The organism is Pseudomonas frederiksbergensis (genome assembly GCF_003732705.1).
Classification (GTDB): domain Bacteria; phylum Pseudomonadota; class Gammaproteobacteria; order Pseudomonadales; family Pseudomonadaceae; genus Aquipseudomonas; species Aquipseudomonas frederiksbergensis_F.
Genome location: NZ_MOBR01000002.1, coordinates 67268 through 85228, shown reverse-complemented (window position 1 = coordinate 85228; position 17961 = coordinate 67268). Strand labels below are relative to the sequence as shown.

The 17961-nt window shown below is 59.5% G+C and carries 7 protein-coding genes; 5 read left to right on the top strand and 2 right to left on the bottom strand.

Going from position 1 to position 17961, the window contains the following annotated elements; all coding sequences use genetic code 11:
* Positions 1–9: 9 nt before the first annotated feature.
* Entirely contained in the window at positions 10–1947 is a 1938-nt protein-coding gene (locus BK667_RS01015) for a methyl-accepting chemotaxis protein (RefSeq protein WP_123596558.1), read from the top strand.
* Between the two features lie 125 nt (positions 1948–2072).
* On the opposite strand, the gene BK667_RS01010 is transcribed toward BK667_RS01015, so the two are convergent.
* Both BK667_RS01010 and putA read right to left on the bottom strand, forming a co-directional pair.
* A complete protein-coding gene (locus BK667_RS01010) occupies positions 2073–3875 on the bottom strand; it encodes an acyl-CoA dehydrogenase (protein WP_123596557.1) in 1803 nt (600 codons plus the stop codon).
* Between the two features lie 324 nt (positions 3876–4199).
* A complete protein-coding gene (putA, locus tag BK667_RS01005; protein ID WP_123596556.1) occupies positions 4200–8150 on the bottom strand; it encodes a trifunctional transcriptional regulator/proline dehydrogenase/L-glutamate gamma-semialdehyde dehydrogenase in 3951 nt (1316 codons plus the stop codon).
* Between the two features lie 464 nt (positions 8151–8614).
* Here putA and putP point away from each other — a divergent pair, with 464 nt between their 5' ends.
* The 4 genes from putP (at position 8615) to BK667_RS00985 (ending at position 17955) form a co-directional block, all read left to right on the top strand.
* On the top strand, positions 8615–10099 hold the full coding sequence (putP, locus tag BK667_RS01000; protein WP_123596555.1) for a sodium/proline symporter PutP: 1485 nt from the start codon (positions 8615–8617) through the stop codon (positions 10097–10099).
* 356 nt (positions 10100–10455) lie between these two features.
* Positions 10456–12468, top strand: a complete 2013-nt coding sequence (locus BK667_RS00995) for a type VI secretion system Vgr family protein (RefSeq protein ID WP_123596554.1) — start codon at positions 10456–10458, stop codon at positions 12466–12468.
* Positions 12458–13195 carry a DUF4123 domain-containing protein gene (locus BK667_RS00990; protein ID WP_123596553.1) on the top strand — a complete coding sequence of 246 codons (738 nt, stop codon included), beginning with the start codon at positions 12458–12460 and terminating at the stop codon, positions 13193–13195. Before BK667_RS00995 ends, BK667_RS00990 begins: the two co-directional genes overlap by 11 nt.
* Positions 13195–17955 (top strand): RHS repeat-associated core domain-containing protein, encoded by a 4761-nt coding sequence (locus BK667_RS00985; protein ID WP_123596552.1) that lies wholly within the window; start codon positions 13195–13197, stop codon positions 17953–17955. Before BK667_RS00990 ends, BK667_RS00985 begins: the two co-directional genes overlap by 1 nt.
* The last annotated feature ends 6 nt before the right edge of the window (positions 17956–17961 follow it).

Below are 17961 nucleotides of genomic sequence, written 5' to 3'. Positions count from 1 at the left end.
GGGTGCTCCATGCAGTTCTGGCGACGCAGTATTCAATGGCAGTTGATCCTGAGTATGGGCACCGCCCTGCTGGTCAGTATTCTGATCGTGGTTGGCGTTTATACCCTCGTGGTCAACCGCCTCGCCCAGCGCTATCTGGTCGAACAGGCGCTGCCGTCGAGCATCGAAGCGATGCGCAACGACATCGAGCGCATCCTCGTGCAACCCCTCACCGCCGCCAAGGACATCGCCAGCAACAGCATGGTGCGCGACTGGCTGGCCGCGGGTGAAAACAGTGCCCAGACCGACACGTTCGTGAAGTACCTGGAAGGCATCCGCGCCGAACACAAAGCCTTTACCGCGCTGATCGTCGGCACCGCGTCCAATCACTACCTCACCGAAAAAGGCCTGGACCGGACCCTCAGCCGTTCCAATGCAAAAGACGCCTGGTTCTATGCCTTCCTTGATAGCAACCAGCCGCGCACCCTCAATATCGACAATGACACCGCGACCGGAGAATTGGCGCTGTTCATCGACCTCAAGGTCGAGCAGGCCGGCAAAGTCGTGGGTGTTGCGGGGCTTGGGCTGAGCATGAAAGAGCTGTCGGAGCTGATCCACAACTTCAACTTCGGGGAGCGCGGCAAGGTCTACCTCGTGCGTTCCGACGGTTTGATCCAGGTTCATCCCGAGGCGCAATTCAGTGGCAAGCGCACGTTGGCCGAGCAAATCGGCGCCCCGGCGGCGCAAGCGGTCATGGGTCAAAAAGTTGCCACCAACAGCGTATTTACCCGCGATGGCGAAGATTTTCTGGCATTGAGCCTGCCGCTGCGGGACCTGGGCTGGACCCTGGTGGCCGAAGTGCCCCAGTCGCAGATCTACGCCGAAGCCCGCCGCGCCATGTGGACCAGCAGCGCAATTGGTCTGGCCGTGGCGCTGGTGTGCCTGATGTTGGTGGTGTTGCTGGCCCGTGGGCTGGTGCGGCCGATTCGTCAGGTAACAGCGGCGCTGGTAGCCATCGGTAGCGGTGGTGGAGATTTGACCCACCGGTTAGATTCCAGTCGCGCCGATGAACTGGGCGACCTGGCTCGCGGCTTCAATCGATTCCTGGAAAGTCAGCGCGACATGATTGGCGAAGTGCTGACCACCAGCGAGCGTTTGCGTACCGCTGTCGGCCAAGTGGCGAAGGTGGTGGACAACACCGCCGAGCGCTCCGGGCGTCAGCAGGAAATGACCGACATGGTGGCCACCGCCGTCCACGAAATGGGTCTGACTGTGCAGGAAATCGCCCAAAACGCCGGCAATGCCGCGGTCGCGTCGCAAACCGCTCGCGATGAAGCGCTGCGGGCGCGGGAAGTGGTCGGCGGCTCGATCCGCCATATAGAAAGCATGTCCGACGAAATCGGCGTCGCCGCCACGGCGGTGGGGGAACTGGCGCATCAAGTGGCGTCCATCGATCAGGTGCTGGCAGTGATTCGCGGGATTTCCGAGCAGACCAACCTGTTAGCGCTGAATGCTGCGATTGAAGCGGCGCGTGCCGGTGACATGGGCCGTGGGTTTGCGGTGGTGGCGGATGAAGTGCGTACTTTGGCCAGACGTACGCAATCGTCCACCGACGAGATTCAGCAGATGATCGGTAGCCTCAAGCAAGGTGCGGAGAATGCCGTTTCGTCCATGCATTCGGGGCAAGCGGCGACGGGCACTGGCGTTGAGTCAAGCCAGCGTACCGGCACGTCGTTGACGGCGATTACCGGGCAGATCGAGCGCATCAGCGACATGAATCATCAAGTGGCGACGGCGACGGAAGAGCAGTCGGCGGTGACCGAGGAGATCAACCGCAATGTGCAGGGGATATCGGACTTGGCACGGGCGACGGCGGGGGAGGTAAGAGCGTGCCGTGAAGACTGTCAGACGTTGCAGCGTCTGGCGGATGATCTGGCGCGGCAGATGGGTGGTTTTAAGTTGAGCTGACCGATCGTTCCCACGCTCCGCGTGGGAATGCCTCCTGTGACGCTCCGCGTCGCGCTTTTAGTGGGCCGCGGAGCGTCCCGGGCTGCATTCCCACGCAGAGCGTGGGAACGATCGGTCGGTCGGTGTTAGAACCACTCATCCTGCATCCTCAGGCACACATCATCCCGCGCCTCAAGAATCGCCAGCTCATGGTGGCAACCCGGCACTTCCCAGGTCAGGAAATACCGCGCCGCCTGAAGCTTGCCCTTATAGAAGCTCACATCCGCCGCATTGCCCTTGGCCAAGCCTTCCTCGGCGCGAATCGCCTGTTCCAGCCAGCGCCAGCCAATCACCGTGTGCCCGAACACTTTCAGGTACAGCGCCGAGTTCGCCAGGCTGCTGTTGACCTTGCCTTGTCCTAGATCGGTCAGCAGGCCGATGGTCACGGTTTGCAGGCGCGCCACCAGTTTCTCCAACGGCTCACGCAGCGGAGTCAACGTTTCATACGCCTGGGCGCGCTCGGCAGTGTTGGCGATCAGGCGAATCAGTTGCTTGAGCCCCGCGCCGCCGTTCTGCGCCAGTTTACGTCCGAGCAAGTCCAGGGATTGAATGCCGTGGGTGCCTTCATGGATCGGGTTAAGACGGTTATCGCGGTAGTACTGCTCCACCGGGTATTCGCGGGTGTAGCCGTGGCCGCCGAGAATCTGGATCGCCAGTTCATTGGCCTTCAGGCAAAACTCCGAGGGCCAGGATTTGACGATGGGCGTGAGCAAATCCAGCAGTTCATGGGCTTGTTTGCGCGCGTCTTCGGTCTCAAGGGTCGTGGTGTCGTCGAACAACCGCGCCGCGTACAACCCCAGATCGAACGAACCTTCGACGTAGGCTTTTTGCGTCAGCAGCATGCGCTTGACGTCGGCGTGCTGGATGATCGCCACCGGCGCGGTGTTCGGGTCCTTGCTGTCCGGCACCCGACCCTGCGGCCGTTCGCGGGCATACTCCAGCGAGTACAGATAACCGGCATAACCGAGCATCACCGCGCCCATGCCGACACCGATTCGCGCCTCGTTCATCATCTGGAACATGTAGCTCAAACCGTGGTGCGGCTTGCCCACCAGATAGCCGACACACTCGCCTTTATCGCCGAAATTCAGTGCGGTGGAGGTGGTGCCGCGCCAGCCCATCTTGTGGAACAACCCGGCCAGCAACACGTCGTTGCGTTTACCCAGGCTGCCGTCATCGTTGACCAAAAACTTGGGCACGATAAACAGCGAAATCCCCTTCACCCCGGCCGGTGCGTCCGGCAACTTGGCCAACACCATATGCACGATGTTTTCCGACAGCGGATGGTCGCCGCCGGAGATGAAGATCTTGTTGCCCTTGAGTCGGTAAGTGCCGTCAGACGCCGGCTCCGCGCGCGTACGAATATCCGACAGCGACGATCCGGCATGGGGCTCAGTCAGCGCCATGGTGCCGAAGAAACGGCCGTCGATCATCGGTTGCAGAAAGCGCTGCTTCTGCTCCTCGGTGCCGAAGCTTTCGATCAGGTTGGCCGCGCCCATGGTCAGGAACGGATACGAAGTGGACGCCGCGTTGGCGGATTGGAAGTGCGCAAAACAGGCCTGGGACAACAATGTAGGAAGTTGCATGCCGCCCGCGTCGAAACTTCGCGCGGCATTGAGGAAACCGGCTTCGAGGAACGCATCCACCGCCGGTTTCACCTCTGGAATCAGAATCGCCTGACCGTTCTCATAGCGCGGCTCATTCTCGTCGCCCTTGCGGTTGTGCGGGGCGAAAAACTTCTCGGCGATGCTGCGGGCGGTGCCGATGGCGGCGTCGAACGTCTCGCGATTGTGCTCGGCGAACCGCTCACGCTGGGTCAGGCCCTCGGCATCGAGGACTTCATACAGCTCGAAAGCCAGATTGCGGGAACTGAGCAACGTCTCGGACATGTCGGACTACCTTTAAAAAAGTATGCCGCAGTCTAGGGTTGCTTATAAAAATGGGGAAGGAAGATAGATGGGGGTGATGGGGCGGCACAAGTTACAAGCTTCAAGCTGCAAGTAAAAGCAGTTAGCTTTCTACTTGCAGCTTGCAGCTTGCAGCTTGCAGCTTGCAGCTTGCAGCTTATAACTTGCCGCTGCTGCTTAACCTATGATCGTTCCCACGCTCCGCGTGGGAATGCAGCCCGGGACGCTCCGCGTCCCTCAACGGCTCGACGCAGAGCGTCGCAGGAGGCATTCCCACGCGGGAGCGTGGGAACGATCAGTGGTGTGTCAGCCGATGGTCATCAGGCTGGCATTACCACCCGCCGCAGCCGTGTTAACACTCAACGCCCGCTCGATCACCAACCGCTCCAGCGCAATGTTGGTCTCGCCCTGGGACAACCCATGAACCCCAACAATCGCCCCGGCACGCTTGGCCACTTGCTGGCACACCGCACGCAGTTGATCCGAATGGCCATGATGCAGGACCGCATCAAACACCACTTCGTCCTTGTTCCAGTCGGAAACCAGTTTGATCTTCGCCTGAATGTCCTTCGGCAAACGTGCGAACAGTGCCTTGGTCACGTCAGCTTCCGGCCATACCGCCGAACCGCCCACCGCCAATACCGCCGCCAGTTGAGTCAGCAGATCGCCTTCAACTTCCGCCAGGCACAGCACGTGTTCGCGCGGCAGGATGGCGTAGCTGTTGCGCTCGCCAGTCGGACCCGCCAGAACACGGGTGATCCCGCTTTGCGACTGGGCGGCGAACTGCACGCACAGGGAGCTCAGGTCGGCAAACTTGTTGCTGTCGGCCCAGGCTTGCAGGGCGGTCAGCGGCTTGCTCATGGCATCACGCAGACGAACGTCCGGTGCTGCGATGGCATCACCGCGAGCGAAGGATTGTTCGATTGCATCCGTAGGACGTGTCGACAACAAACGGTAGAGGTACAGCGGACCACCGGCCTTCGGCCCGGTGCCCGACAGACCTTCGCCGCCGAACGGCTGCACGCCAACCACGGCACCAACGATGTTGCGGTTCACATAAACGTTACCGGCATTGACGTTGTCGATCACCTTGGCGATGGTTTCATCGATCCGGGTGTGCACACCCAGGGTCAGGCCGTAGCCGGAAGCGTTGATCTGGCCGATCAGTTGGTCGATGTCTTTGCGCTTATAGCGAACCACGTGCAGCACCGGGCCGAAGATCTCCCGTTGCAGTTCGTCGAAGCTTTCCAGTTCGATCAGGGTTGGCATCACGAAGGTGCCGCGTTTGACTTCTTCCGCGTCGGCGATGGCCACCTGGTACACGTTGCGACCTTTGTCGCGCATGGCCTGGATGTGCTTCTCGATGCCAGCCTTGGCTTCGGCGTCGATCACCGGGCCGATGTCCACGGACAGGCGCTCTGGATTACCGAGACGGCATTCAGCCATGGCGCCCTTGAGCATTTCGATGACACGGTCGGCGGAATCTTCCTGCAAGCACAGCACGCGCAGGGCCGAGCAGCGTTGACCGGCGCTGTCGAAGGCCGAGGAAACCACGTCGATCACCACCTGTTCGGTGAGTGCCGAGGAATCGACGATCATCGCGTTCTGGCCGCCGGTTTCGGCGATCAGAGGAATCGGACGACCTTGCGCATCCAGACGACCGGCGACGTTGCGTTGCAGCAAACGCGCAACTTCGGTCGAACCGGTAAACATCACGCCTTTGACCCGATCGTCACCGACCAAGCGAGCGCCAACGGTTTCGCCACGGCCCGGCAACAGTTGCAGCACGCCTTCCGGAATCCCGGCTTCGAGCAGCAAACGCACGGCTTGAGCCGCCACCAATGGGGTTTGTTCCGCAGGCTTGGCCAATACCGGGTTACCGGCGGCGAGGGCGGCAGCGACTTGGCCACTGAAGATCGCCAGCGGGAAGTTCCACGGACTGATGCAAACCACCGGGCCCAATGGACGGTGGGCGTCGTTGGTGAAATTGTTGCGCGCCTGCACCGCGTAATAACGCAGGAAGTCCACGGCTTCGCGCACTTCGGCGATGGCGTTGGCGAAGGTCTTGCCGGCTTCTCGAGCCAACAGGCCCATCAGCGGCTGAATCTCGCCTTCCATCAAATCAGCGGCACGTTCCAGGATCGCGGCGCGTTCGGCCGGCGGCGTGGCCTGCCAGATCGGGCCGGCGTTCAGGGCGCACTGGATGGCGTTGTCGACGTCTTCGACGGTGGCTTCTTGAACATGACCGACGACGTCACGCAGATCCGACGGGTTCAACACCGGTGCCGGGGTTTCAGTGCTGGACGCGCAACCGAGCATCGGCGCGGCTTTCCAACTGTTGTGCGCCGTAGCGAGCAGGGCGCAGGACAGCGACGCCAGACGATGTTCGTTGGCCATGTCGATGCCGCTGGAGTTGGCGCGCTCGGCGCCATAAAGGTCACGGGGCAGCGGGATACGCGGGTGCGGCAGGCCGAAACCGCCTTCCGCCGTCGCCATCCGCTCGATGCTGGCCACTGGATCGGCGACCAACGCCTGAATCGTGATCGACTGATCGGCGATCTGGTTGACGAACGACGTGTTCGCACCGTTTTCCAGCAGACGGCGTACCAGGTACGCCAGCAGTGTTTCATGAGTACCGACCGGTGCGTACACGCGGCACGGACGATTCAACTTGCCTTCGGAAACTTTGCCTACAACCTGTTCGTACAGCGGTTCACCCATGCCGTGCAGGCACTGGAACTCGTACTGGCCGGGGTAATAGTTCTGACCGGCGATGTGGTAAATGGCCGACAGGGTGTGGGCGTTGTGCGTGGCGAATTGCGGGTAGATGACTTCCGGCACCGACAGCAATTTACGCGCACAAGCGATGTAGGAAACGTCGGTGTACACCTTGCGGGTGTAGACCGGATAGCCTTCCAGGCCTTCAACCTGGGCACGCTTGATTTCGCTGTCCCAGTACGCGCCTTTTACCAGGCGGATCATCAGGCGATGACGGCTGCGGCGAGCCAGGTCGATCACATAATCGATCACATACGGGCAACGCTTTTGATAGGCCTGGATCACGAAACCGATGCCGTTCCAGCCAGTCAGTTGCGGCTCGAAGCACAGGCGTTCCAGCAGATCCAGCGACAGCTCGAGGCGGTCGGCTTCTTCGGCGTCGATGTTCAAGCCGATGTCGTATTGCTTGGCCAGCAAGGTCAGCGACAGCAGGCGCGGATACAACTCGTCCATCACACGCTCGTACTGCGCACGGCTGTAACGCGGGTGCAGTGCCGACAGTTTGATGGAGATGCCCGGGCCTTCATAAATCCCACGACCGTGGGAGGCTTTGCCGATCGAATGGATGGCTTGTTCGTACGAGGCCAGGTACTTCTGGGCGTCGAGCTCGGTGAGTGCGGCTTCACCCAGCATGTCGTAGGAATAGCGGAAGCCCTTGGATTCGAACTTGCTCGCATTGGCCAGGGCTTCGGCGATGGTTTCGCCGGTGACGAACTGTTCGCCCATCAGGCGCATGGCCATGTCGACGCCCTTGCGGATCATCGGCTCGCCACTTTTGCCGATGATGCGGCTCAGGGACGAGGTCAGGCCGGCTTCATTATGGGTGGCGACCAGTTTGCCGGTCAGCAACAAGCCCCAAGTCGCGGCGTTGACGAACAGCGACGGGCTGTTGCCCAAATGCGGATGCCAGTTGCCGGTGCTGATTTTGTCGCGGATCAGGGCGTCACGGGTGCCTTTGTCCGGGATCCGCAACAGCGCTTCGGCCAGGCACATCAGCGCCACGCCTTCCTGGGACGACAGGGAAAATTCCTGCAACAGGCCCTGAACAATCCCGGCACGGCCACCGGCGCTTTTCTGATTGCGCAGTTTCTCGGCAATCGAGGAGGCGAGCTTGTTGGTGGCTTCGGCCATCGCGGCAGGCAGGCGCGCCTGTTCGATCAGCATCGGCACCACTTCTGGTTCCGGGCGACGGTAAGCGGAGGTAATGGAAGCGCGCAGAACCGATTGCGGCAGGATGCTTTCGGCGAATTCGAGGAAGCACTGGTGGGCATGATCCGTTGGCGCATCGACGGCGTCGTCGGAATCCTTGGTCAAACCGCTCAGCTCAGTCAGGGTTGCACCACCCTCGAGTTTTTCCAGGTAATTGAAAATTGCCTGCTTGATCAGCCAGTGCGGCGTGCGATCAATCGAGGTCGCGGCAGCCTTGAGGCGCTCGCGGGTTGGGTCGTCAAGTTTGACCCCAAGGGTGGTGGTAGCCATATTTTTATCCTCATGTTTGCCACGATCGCGTGGCATCAGCTGGCGGCAAGATTAGCTGTGCGCTGGCAGAGGTGCAACCGGGTGCAACCCTTTTTTTGTCGGAATAATAAGCGGCTCGTCAGGAATTAAATTCCGGTACGAACGTAGCGCCCTTGCTTGGTGCTTTTACTTCTAGCAAATGCGCCTGACTGCGCTAAAAGGGAGCAAAAAACAGTCTTTTTCAGTTTAATTGGTGTAGGTGCAACTGATTCTCAAGAAATGGGTTGCACCTTATTTGCGTTGTTGAATAGGATTCGCGCCCAAGGTGCAACCGATCAAAAAAGACAGGTGCGCCGGCTGATGGCTTTCCTGGGGAAACATCAGTCATAAATGCGCGGGGCTGGAAACCGTCTGAACAAACAGTGTCGTTTGTCGGCGTTTCACACTTCGCCGCTACATAAAAACAAAGCCAGGGCAGCATTCGAATGAGCGTAAGCAATCCAACCCTGATCACGTTTGTGATCTATATCGCAGCAATGGTGCTGATCGGCTTCATGGCCTATCGCTCCACCAACAACCTTTCCGATTACATCCTGGGCGGTCGCAGCCTGGGCAGTGTGGTGACCGCGCTTTCCGCCGGCGCTTCCGACATGAGCGGCTGGTTGCTGATGGGCCTGCCGGGCGCCATCTACATGTCCGGCCTGTCCGAAAGCTGGATCGCCATCGGCCTGATTGTCGGTGCTTACCTGAACTGGTTGTTCGTCGCCGGTCGCCTGCGGGTGCAGACCGAGCACAACGGCGATGCGTTGACCCTGCCGGACTACTTCTCCAGCCGTTTCGAAGATAAAAGCGGCCTGCTGCGGATCATCTCCGCCATCGTGATTCTGGTGTTCTTCACCATCTACTGTGCCTCCGGCATCGTCGCCGGCGCCCGTCTGTTCGAAAGCACCTTCGGCATGTCGTACGAAACGGCGCTGTGGGCCGGTGCTGCGGCGACGATTGCCTACACCTTCGTCGGCGGTTTCCTCGCCGTGAGCTGGACCGATACCGTACAAGCGACGCTGATGATCTTCGCCCTGTTGCTGACGCCGATCATCGTGCTGCTGGCCACCGGTGGCATCGACACCACCTTCCTGGCCATCGAAGCGCAAGACCCAAGCAACTTCAACATGCTGAAAAACACCACGTTCATCGGCATCATCTCGCTGATGGGCTGGGGCCTGGGTTACTTCGGCCAGCCGCACATCCTCGCGCGTTTCATGGCGGCGGATTCGGTCAAGTCGATTGCTAATGCACGTCGTATTTCCATGACCTGGATGATCCTGTGCCTTGGCGGCACTGTCGCTGTAGGCTTTTTCGGTATTGCCTACTTCTCGGCGAACCCTGACCTGGCCGCGCCTGTGACCGAAAACCACGAGCGTGTGTTTATCGAACTGGCGAAAATCCTGTTTAACCCTTGGGTTGCCGGTGTGTTGCTGTCGGCCATTCTGGCTGCCGTGATGAGCACCCTGAGCTGCCAGTTGCTGGTGTGCTCCAGCGCTCTGACCGAAGACTTCTACAAAACCTTCCTGCGTAAAACCGCTTCCCAGGTTGAGCTGGTCTGGGTCGGCCGCGCCATGGTGTTGCTGGTTGCCCTGATCGCCATCGCGTTGGCCGCTAACCCGGACAACCGTGTACTGGGTCTGGTCAGCTACGCCTGGGCCGGTTTCGGTGCAGCCTTCGGCCCTGTTGTGTTGATCTCGGTGATCTGGAAAGACATGACCCGCGATGGCGCACTGGCCGGCATCCTGGTCGGTGCAATCACCGTGATCGTCTGGAAACATTTCGAACTGCTGGGTCTGTACGAAATTATCCCGGGCTTCATCTTCGCCAGCCTGGCGATCTACTTCGTCAGCAAAATGGGCGAGCCAACCCGTGGCATGCTGCAGCGCTTTGCAGCGGCCGAAGCGGATTTCCGTCTGAACAAGTGATGCTTTAACTCCATCGCTTGTATGAAAGCGGCCCGTCTCCTTTGGAGGCGGGCCGTTTTTTGTTTGCGGGAAAGAAATTGGTGTTATCGGAGCAGCCTTCGCGGGCAAGCCTCGCTCCTACAGGGTTCAGTTCGGCTCACGATCCAACGCAATCCTGTAGGAGCGAGGCTTGCCCGCGAAGGCGTCTTCAACTCCAACACACTTCTTCCAAAGGGAAATGTCTGTAGCCAAATGCACTGATTCTTGAAGGACGATTCTCTAAAAAAGTAGGGCAAATCTGATTTTCCTGACCTCCACTCAACACCCCTTGTCGCTCATGCAGAATCGCCCGCCTTCATTCTGCAGAGACACATCGGATGTTCGCGCCTGCCAATCAACCGCGTTTCACGTTGACCCTCGACGGCGTCCAGAATGAGCTCAAAGTGCTTGAGTTCAGGGGCAAGGAAGCCATCAGCCAACCCTTCCGTTTCGACCTGGAGCTGGTCAGCGAACGGCCGGACCTCGACCTTGAAAGCCTCCTGCATCGTCAGGCGTTTCTGAGTTTCGATGGGCAAGGGTCCGGCATTCACGGTCAGATTTATCGCGTTGGCCAAGGGGATTCCGGTAAACGTCTGACACGCTACCAAGTCAGCCTGGTCCCGCGTCTGACTTACCTCGGTCAGCGCTTTAATCAGCGGATTTTCCAGCACCAAAGTGTGCCGGCAATCATCACGCAAATCCTCAAGGACCACGGCATCCAGCGTGATGCCTTCGATTTTCAACTGGGCAGTGACTACCCGGAGCGCGAGTACTGCGTGCAATATGCGGAGAGCGATCTGGCGTTCATTCAACGCCTGTGCGCCGAGATCGGCATTCACTTCCACTTCCAGCACAGCCCCGACGGGCACCTGTTGGTGTTCGGCGACGATCAGACGGTTTTTCCGCGCCTGCCCGAACCCACCTTGTACTTGCCCGGCAGCGGCATGGCGGCCAGTGCTCCGGCGATCAAGCGTTTCAACGTGCGCCTGGAAACCAGGACTACAGCGGTTACACGCCGGGACTACGACTTCCACAAACCGCGCCTGCCACTCGAAAGCCACGTCGATAGCGAACAACGTCCGGTGCTGGAGGATTATCACTTTCCCGGTCAATTCACCGACCGCGAATCCGGCAAGCAACTGACCCAACGAACCCTGGAGCGCCACGGTGCGGATTACCGTCAGGCCGAAGGGCGCAGCGATCAGTCGGCGTTGGTCAGCGGACATTTCCTGCAACTGGCCGAGCATCCGCGTCAGGTCTGGAATGACCTGTGGCTGATCACCGAAATTGAACACCGTGGCCGGCAGCCGCAAGTGCTGGAAGAGTCCGCCACCGACGACGGCGAATTCCAGGGCTATCGCAATACCTTTCTTGCTACACCGTGGGACGTTTCCTACCGTCCACCGCTAGGGCCGGACAAGCCGCGCATGCTCGGTTACCAACCCGCCGTGGTCACCGGCCCGACCGACAGCGAAATCCATTGCGATGAGTTTGGTCGGGTCAAAGTGCAACTCGCCTGGGATCGTGACGGTGAGCTGAACGAGCATTCCAGTTGTTGGCTGCGAGTCGCCACCGGTTGGGCCCACGACCGTTACGGCAGCGTGTTGATTCCGCGAGTCGGCATGGAAGTGCTGGTGGGTTTCATCGACGCCGATGCCGACAAACCGCTGGTGATGGGCTGCCTGCCGAACGCCGCGACCCCCGTTCCACTGGACCTGCCCGCCGACAAAACCCGCAGTATTTTCCGCAGCCAGAGCAGTCCCGGCGGCGGTGGCTACAACGAATTGCGCATCGAGGATCGCAAAGGCGCCGAGGAAATTTACCTGCGCGCCCAGCGAAACTGGACTCAGCACGTGCTGAATGATCAACAAGTGCAAGTGGATAACGCCCGCAGCATCGTCGTCACCGGCATCGCTCGCCATGAGTTGAAGGCCGACGAACAACGCATCACCCACGGCCAGCGCCAGACCGAAATCCGCCAGGACGATCACCTGCTGGTGACCGGCGACCGCCACATTCGCGTCACCAGCCAGGCCCTCAACGCCAGTCAGCAATTCCATGTCAGCGCCGGTCAGCAAGTGGTGATCGACGGCGGCGCCAGCGCAACCATTCAGGCGGGCGGGCAGTGGATCAACATCGGCCCGGGCGGGATTTTCAGCAGCGCGCCGATCCAGGTCGGCGGGGCGCCGATGGCGGCCATGGCGGCGGTGGCGAACTCGCCGGACGTGCCGTTGAAACTCGCCGCGGCTCCAGCGGCGTTGCTTAGCGCGGCGCAGATTCTGAGCCTGAAAGGTGATGCGCCGTTTTGTGAGGAGTGTGAGCGCTGCAAGGACGGTGTCTGTGCAGCCTGATCAGGTGTCGCCTCTTTTATGGCTGGAACGCCAGCCATTGAAACCGTCGGAACAACTGTTTGCGATCTTCAGCAATGCGAGTGCCGCTGAACCGTTCAAAGCCTGGCAACGCTCGATCACCGCGCAAGCACCGAGCCCGATTTGGGCCGACACCGCCTACGCCGAGTGGGAAGCGGTGATGCCTTTTGTGGGAATCGTCGCTGCTGATGGTGAGTTTCTGCAGTGGGTCGCGGCTACCGAGTCTCGTGACTGGGGCTGGTTGGCGGTTTCCTCGGCCAGCCATGAAGCGCTGATCGACCACTTTCGTTCTCTCACACACGCGCTGCTGCCCAATGGCGAAAAGGTGTTTTTCCGCTTTTGGGATGGCCGCTATTTGCTGCCGATTCTGCAATCCACCGAGGTCCGAGTCGCTGAGCTGATGCCCGTGATCGACCGTTGCCTGATCAATGGCCAGGCGCTCGAAATCGGTGGTCGCGCACTGAAAAGCTCTCAGGTTTTTCCGTGGTGGAACGTCCCCGAAACATTGTTGGAAGCGCTCGCTGCACAGTCCGCCGTCACCCGAATCAACAACCTGCTGAAGTGGCTCAGCGAGGAACGCCAGGACCTGTTCGAAGCATTTTCCGACAGTGTTTTGCGGCGCAAGGTCGCGAGTTTTCTTGAAGCACCGGAACTGTCCCAAGCACCGAAACAAGCCCTGGTGGATTACCTGATGGCGGAGCTGAACTGATGGATCAGATTGTGCGCATCGAGCAGGAGCTCGACAGTTTTCCAAACACCCTTTCTCTTTATCGCGAACAACTAAAGCACTGGTTCAGCCGGGCGGCGGACACGGCCAGTCATGCGGCGGATTTGCCTTCGCTGATGGGGATGGAGCGGATCGTTCGGTTCGGCAATTCCAGCACCATCGTGAGCACTGGCGACGATGACTTTATCTCCACCGTCGTGCAGTGCCCGAAGGGTGGAGTGCTCGAAATCGAGAGCAAGTTCGAATCGGTCTATGACATCCCTGTAGGAAATATCCAGGTCGATGTGATCGCGGCGGATGGCGGGAAGGTGACGCCGGTTACGCTGGGTGAAAACGGGAAAGGGACATTCAGAGGGGAGGAGGGGAAGCTCTACCGCATTCGCGTTCATAGCGAAGTCACGCCGCAGCAAGTGGATGAACTGTTCTCTTCCTACGGTGGGCTGACGAAGGAACTTGAACAGTGGCTGCATGATGAGTGGAAGACGTTTAAACCGAAGTGGTCGGAATCTTCGTCGGCGGCTGTAGGCAATGGAATGCTCGCGGGCAGTTGGGCGGCCATCGAAGGCGTGTGGGACGGCATCAGCCTGCTGTCGGAGATTCTCAAGGATCCCGGAAAGTTTGCCGAGCGGTTGGGCGAGAGCGCCGCAGCGCTGAAGGACCTCGCGCAAACCGCCCCGCACGTTATGGAAAAAGCCCAATTGCTGGCCAGTGACGAGGCAGCGCTGTGCTTGCTGGTGCGCAGTGCCAGCCTCTGGTTGGACATGCTGCCGCCGAGCGAAATCGCCGGTAAAACCGCCGAAGCCGTGTCGACCTTTATCGTGGAACTGTTGATCGACATCCTGATTGGCATCGTCCTGACGTTCGCCGCGGCAGGGGCCGGTATCGCTTATCTGACGATGCGTCTAGGTAATCGAGCCGCGCAGTTGCTGAGCGCTGTTCTGCGTTTGGTGAAGGCAGTCTTCACGATCATCAATAACTTCATCAGCTACGTTGACCGCTACAAAAAAGTCGCCGCCCGGGGCGTCGCGGCCGGCATGAAAAAAGGTCGGATGCAGTTGAAGTGGAGCGCCCGCCGCAACGCTTCGTTGAAGAAAGACGAGCACCACGACGACGCCCCCGACCAAGCGAAAAACCCCAACGGTGACAGCGCCGATTGCGGGCCTTTGACCTGTAAAAATGGCTGCCCGGTGTCGATGGTCACCGGCGAAGAATTGCTGACGTTGACCGATGGCACCCTCGACGGCGTGCTGCCGTTCGACTTCACCCGGCTCTACCGCACCAGCGCCGCCGAGATCGACAGCGGCCTCGGATTTGGCTGGAGCCATACCCTCGCGCATCGCTTGGAAATCGATGGCGACAGCGTCATCTGGATCGACCACGAAAACCGACGTACGACATTTCCGCTGCCGAGCAGTGAGCGCCCAGCGATCCACAACAGCCTGTCGCGCGCAGCGATTTATCTGGGTGATGAACCCGAGGAACTGATCCTCGCCCAGGCCGGCGAAGAAACCCGTTTTTACCACTTTCATAACGGTTTTCTGACAGCAATCAGCGACGGGTACGACAACCGACTGCGCATTACCCGCGACCGTCAGGGACGCATTCAACGTCTCGATAACGGCGCCGGCCGCGCCTTGCTGTTGCGCTACGTGCGCCGCCATTTAATCGCCATCGACTACCAGCAATTCCGCCCGGCCCAGACCCTCGGAGAGGCCTGGCACACCGAGCAGACGCTGGTCAGTTACGACTACGACGAGCGCGGTCAACTGATCGCCGCCATCAATGCTGCCGGCGAAAGCGAGCGTTATGACTACGACGATCAGCACGTAATCCTCCAACGGCAGTTGGCCGGTGGGGCGAGTTTCTTCTGGGAGTGGGAAAAGTCCGGCAAGGCTGCGCGATGTGTCCGGCATTGGGCGTCGTTTTCGCAGATGGACACGCGTTATGTCTGGGATGACGAAGGCAGTGTCACCGTTCAGAACATCGATGGCAGTGAAGAGGTTTACGTCCACGACGATCGGGCGCGACTGGTGCGCAAGGTCGAACTTGATGGCGGCGAACACCTCAAGTCCTACGACGAACAAGGGCGGTTGATCGCCGAGCAGGATCCCCTCGGCTCGATCACCGAATACCGCTACGACGAAGTCGGACGCCTGGTGGCGCTGATTCCGCCGGAAGACGAGCCAACGGCCTACGAATATCGCAACGGTTTCCTACACGCACGCTATCGCGGCGAAGCGGTGTGGACCTATCGGCGTAATGCCCAGGGCGATGTCACCGAAGCCGTCGATCCGGACGGGCAGGTCACCCATTACTACTACGACGTTCAGGGGCGGTTGCTGACGATCCGCTATCCCGACACCAGTCGGCACATATTCGCCTGGAACGGCTTGGGGCAACTGGTTGAAGAAACCTTGCCGGGTGGCGGGCAACGGCGGTTTTCCTACGACGTCATGGGGCGGCGGATTACCAGTCAGGACGAACACGGCGCTGTCACCCGTTACCAGTGGGACGACATCGGCCGACTGATCCAGACGACACTTCCTACAGGCGCCACCCGCGCCTTCAGCTACAACGCCTACAGCCAGGTCACCGCCGAACAGGACGAACTCGGCCGTATCACTCGCTATGAATACGCCGACGACCTGCATTTGGTCAGTCGCCGGATAAATCCCGACGGCACGCAACTGAAGTATCGCTACGACAATCCACAGCTACTTCTGACCGAGATTGAAAACGAATCCGGCGAAAAATATCAGCTGGACTACACCGCCAATGGATTAATCCGACAGGAAACCGGATTTGACGGGCAGCGCACGGCGTATGCCTACGACCTTAACGGACAACTGCTGGAGAAAACCGAATTCGGTGATGACGGCTCGCAGTTGGTCACCGGTTACGGGCGGGATTCGGCCGGTCGGCTGTTGGTCAAGACGCTGCCAGATGGCATCAAGGTCGAGTATCGCTACGACAGCCTCGGGCGCCTGGTCAGCGTGGATGATGGCCATGACCATCCGCTGGAATTTGCCTACGACAAACAGGGCCGGCTAATCACCGAGCACCAAGGCTGGGGGACCCTGCGCTACAGCTACGATGCCTGCGGCCAACTCAAACGCCTGCGCCTGCCGGACAACAGCAATCTCGATTACCGCTATGCCAAGGGCGGCGCACTCAGCGCCATCGACCTCAACGGCGCGCAACTCACCACCCACCAGTACCAATTCGGTCGTGAGCAACAGCGCCAACAAGGCCTGCTGCTCAGCGAATATGCCTACGATGATCAAGGACGCCTGAAGGCCCACGCTGTCAGCCAACACCGCCAACCGCTATATCGCCGCGATTATGCCTACAGCGCCAACGGCAATCTCGACAGCATCGCCGACACCCGGCACGGCCAGCGCAGCTATATTTACGACGCTCTAAACCGCCTGACCCGCGTCCGCCACACCCGCGACGACCCACCGGAAAGCTTCGCCCACGACCCGGCGGGCAACCTGCTGATGCAGGATCGCCCTGGTTTAGCGAGCGTTAAAGGCAATCGCCTGTTAATGCAGGGCGACCGGCACTACGACTACGACGCCTTCGGCAACCTCATCCGCGAACGCCGCGGCACTGCACAAAAACTCGTTACCGAATATCGGTATGACTGCCAACACCGTTTAGTCGGCGTCACCTTGCCCGATGGAAGCTGTGCGAAATATCGCTACGACGCGTTCGGCCGCCGCATCGCCAAAACCATCGACGGCAAAACCACCGAATTCTTCTGGCAAGGCGACCAAGTCGTCGCCGAAAGCAGCCGCGAACACTACCGCAGCTATGTTTACGAGCCCGGCACCTTCCGCCCGTTGGCCATGCTCGACGGCAAAGGCCCGCGCAAAGCCTGCCCGTTCTACTATCAGCTCGATCATCTCGGTACGCCGCAAGAACTGACGGATTTTGGTGGTGAGATTGTTTGGGCGGCGAAGTACAGCGCTTACGGAAAAGTCACTCGCCTGACACACGGGGCCGGTGAACAACTTGAACAGCCGTTGCGGTTTCAGGGGCAGTACTTTGATGCTGAGTCAGGTCTGCATTACAACCGGCATCGGTACTATGATCCGGAGGTTGGGCGGTATCTGACGCCGGATCCGATCAAGTTGGCGGGTGGGATCAACCAGTATCAGTACACGCCGAATCCGACGGGGTGGGTTGATCCGTTGGGGTTGAGCGGGGATTGTCCGCCGCCGAATAAATCGGGTTGTACGGTGCCGGGGGATACGACTGGCGCTAGGGTTGATGAGGGTGAGCCAGCGTTACCGAAGACTAAGTTAAGTGCTCGGGAGGTCGCCAAGGCCAAAATCAAAAAATTGAACGACGATCAGGGCATGCATATGGTTGGGAAGCATGATCCGGAAGTTCCAGATGCAAAGTTTAAGCAGCGAGCTATTGACGGTACGGATCCTATTACAGGTAAGACTCCTCGGAATCGAGGTGGTAATCCAAGTTCTCGATTTTATAGCTGGGAATTGATGCTCGATGCATATGAATTGGCAACAACCAGAGCGGCTAATGGGCTCCCACCTTTTACAGGGAAGGACAAAAAGAACAATGATATTGTGAGGATGAAATTTCCGGGAGCGGGGGAGGGATATATTCCTAATCCGGCGTCTCCAGGGAATCCAAGGCTGGTTAAAATGAATCGAATAGAAATGAAGTTCGATCGAAGAACGGGTGTCCCGTTTACGTTGTATCCGATTAAATAGGTGGGC

Excerpts from the sequence above, each read along its gene's own strand:
- BK667_RS01015 (WP_123596558.1), top strand. The coding sequence starts at position 10 with ATGCAGTTCTGGCGACGCAGTATTCAATGGCAGTTGATCCTGAGTATG.
- BK667_RS01010 (WP_123596557.1), bottom strand. The coding sequence starts at position 3,875 with ATGTCCGAGACGTTGCTCAGTTCCCGCAATCTGGCTTTCGAGCTGTAT.
- putA (WP_123596556.1), bottom strand. The coding sequence starts at position 8,150 with ATGGCTACCACCACCCTTGGGGTCAAACTTGACGACCCAACCCGCGAG.
- putP (WP_123596555.1), top strand. The coding sequence starts at position 8,615 with ATGAGCGTAAGCAATCCAACCCTGATCACGTTTGTGATCTATATCGCA.
- BK667_RS00995 (WP_123596554.1), top strand. The coding sequence starts at position 10,456 with ATGTTCGCGCCTGCCAATCAACCGCGTTTCACGTTGACCCTCGACGGC.
- BK667_RS00985 (WP_123596552.1), top strand. The coding sequence starts at position 13,195 with ATGGATCAGATTGTGCGCATCGAGCAGGAGCTCGACAGTTTTCCAAAC.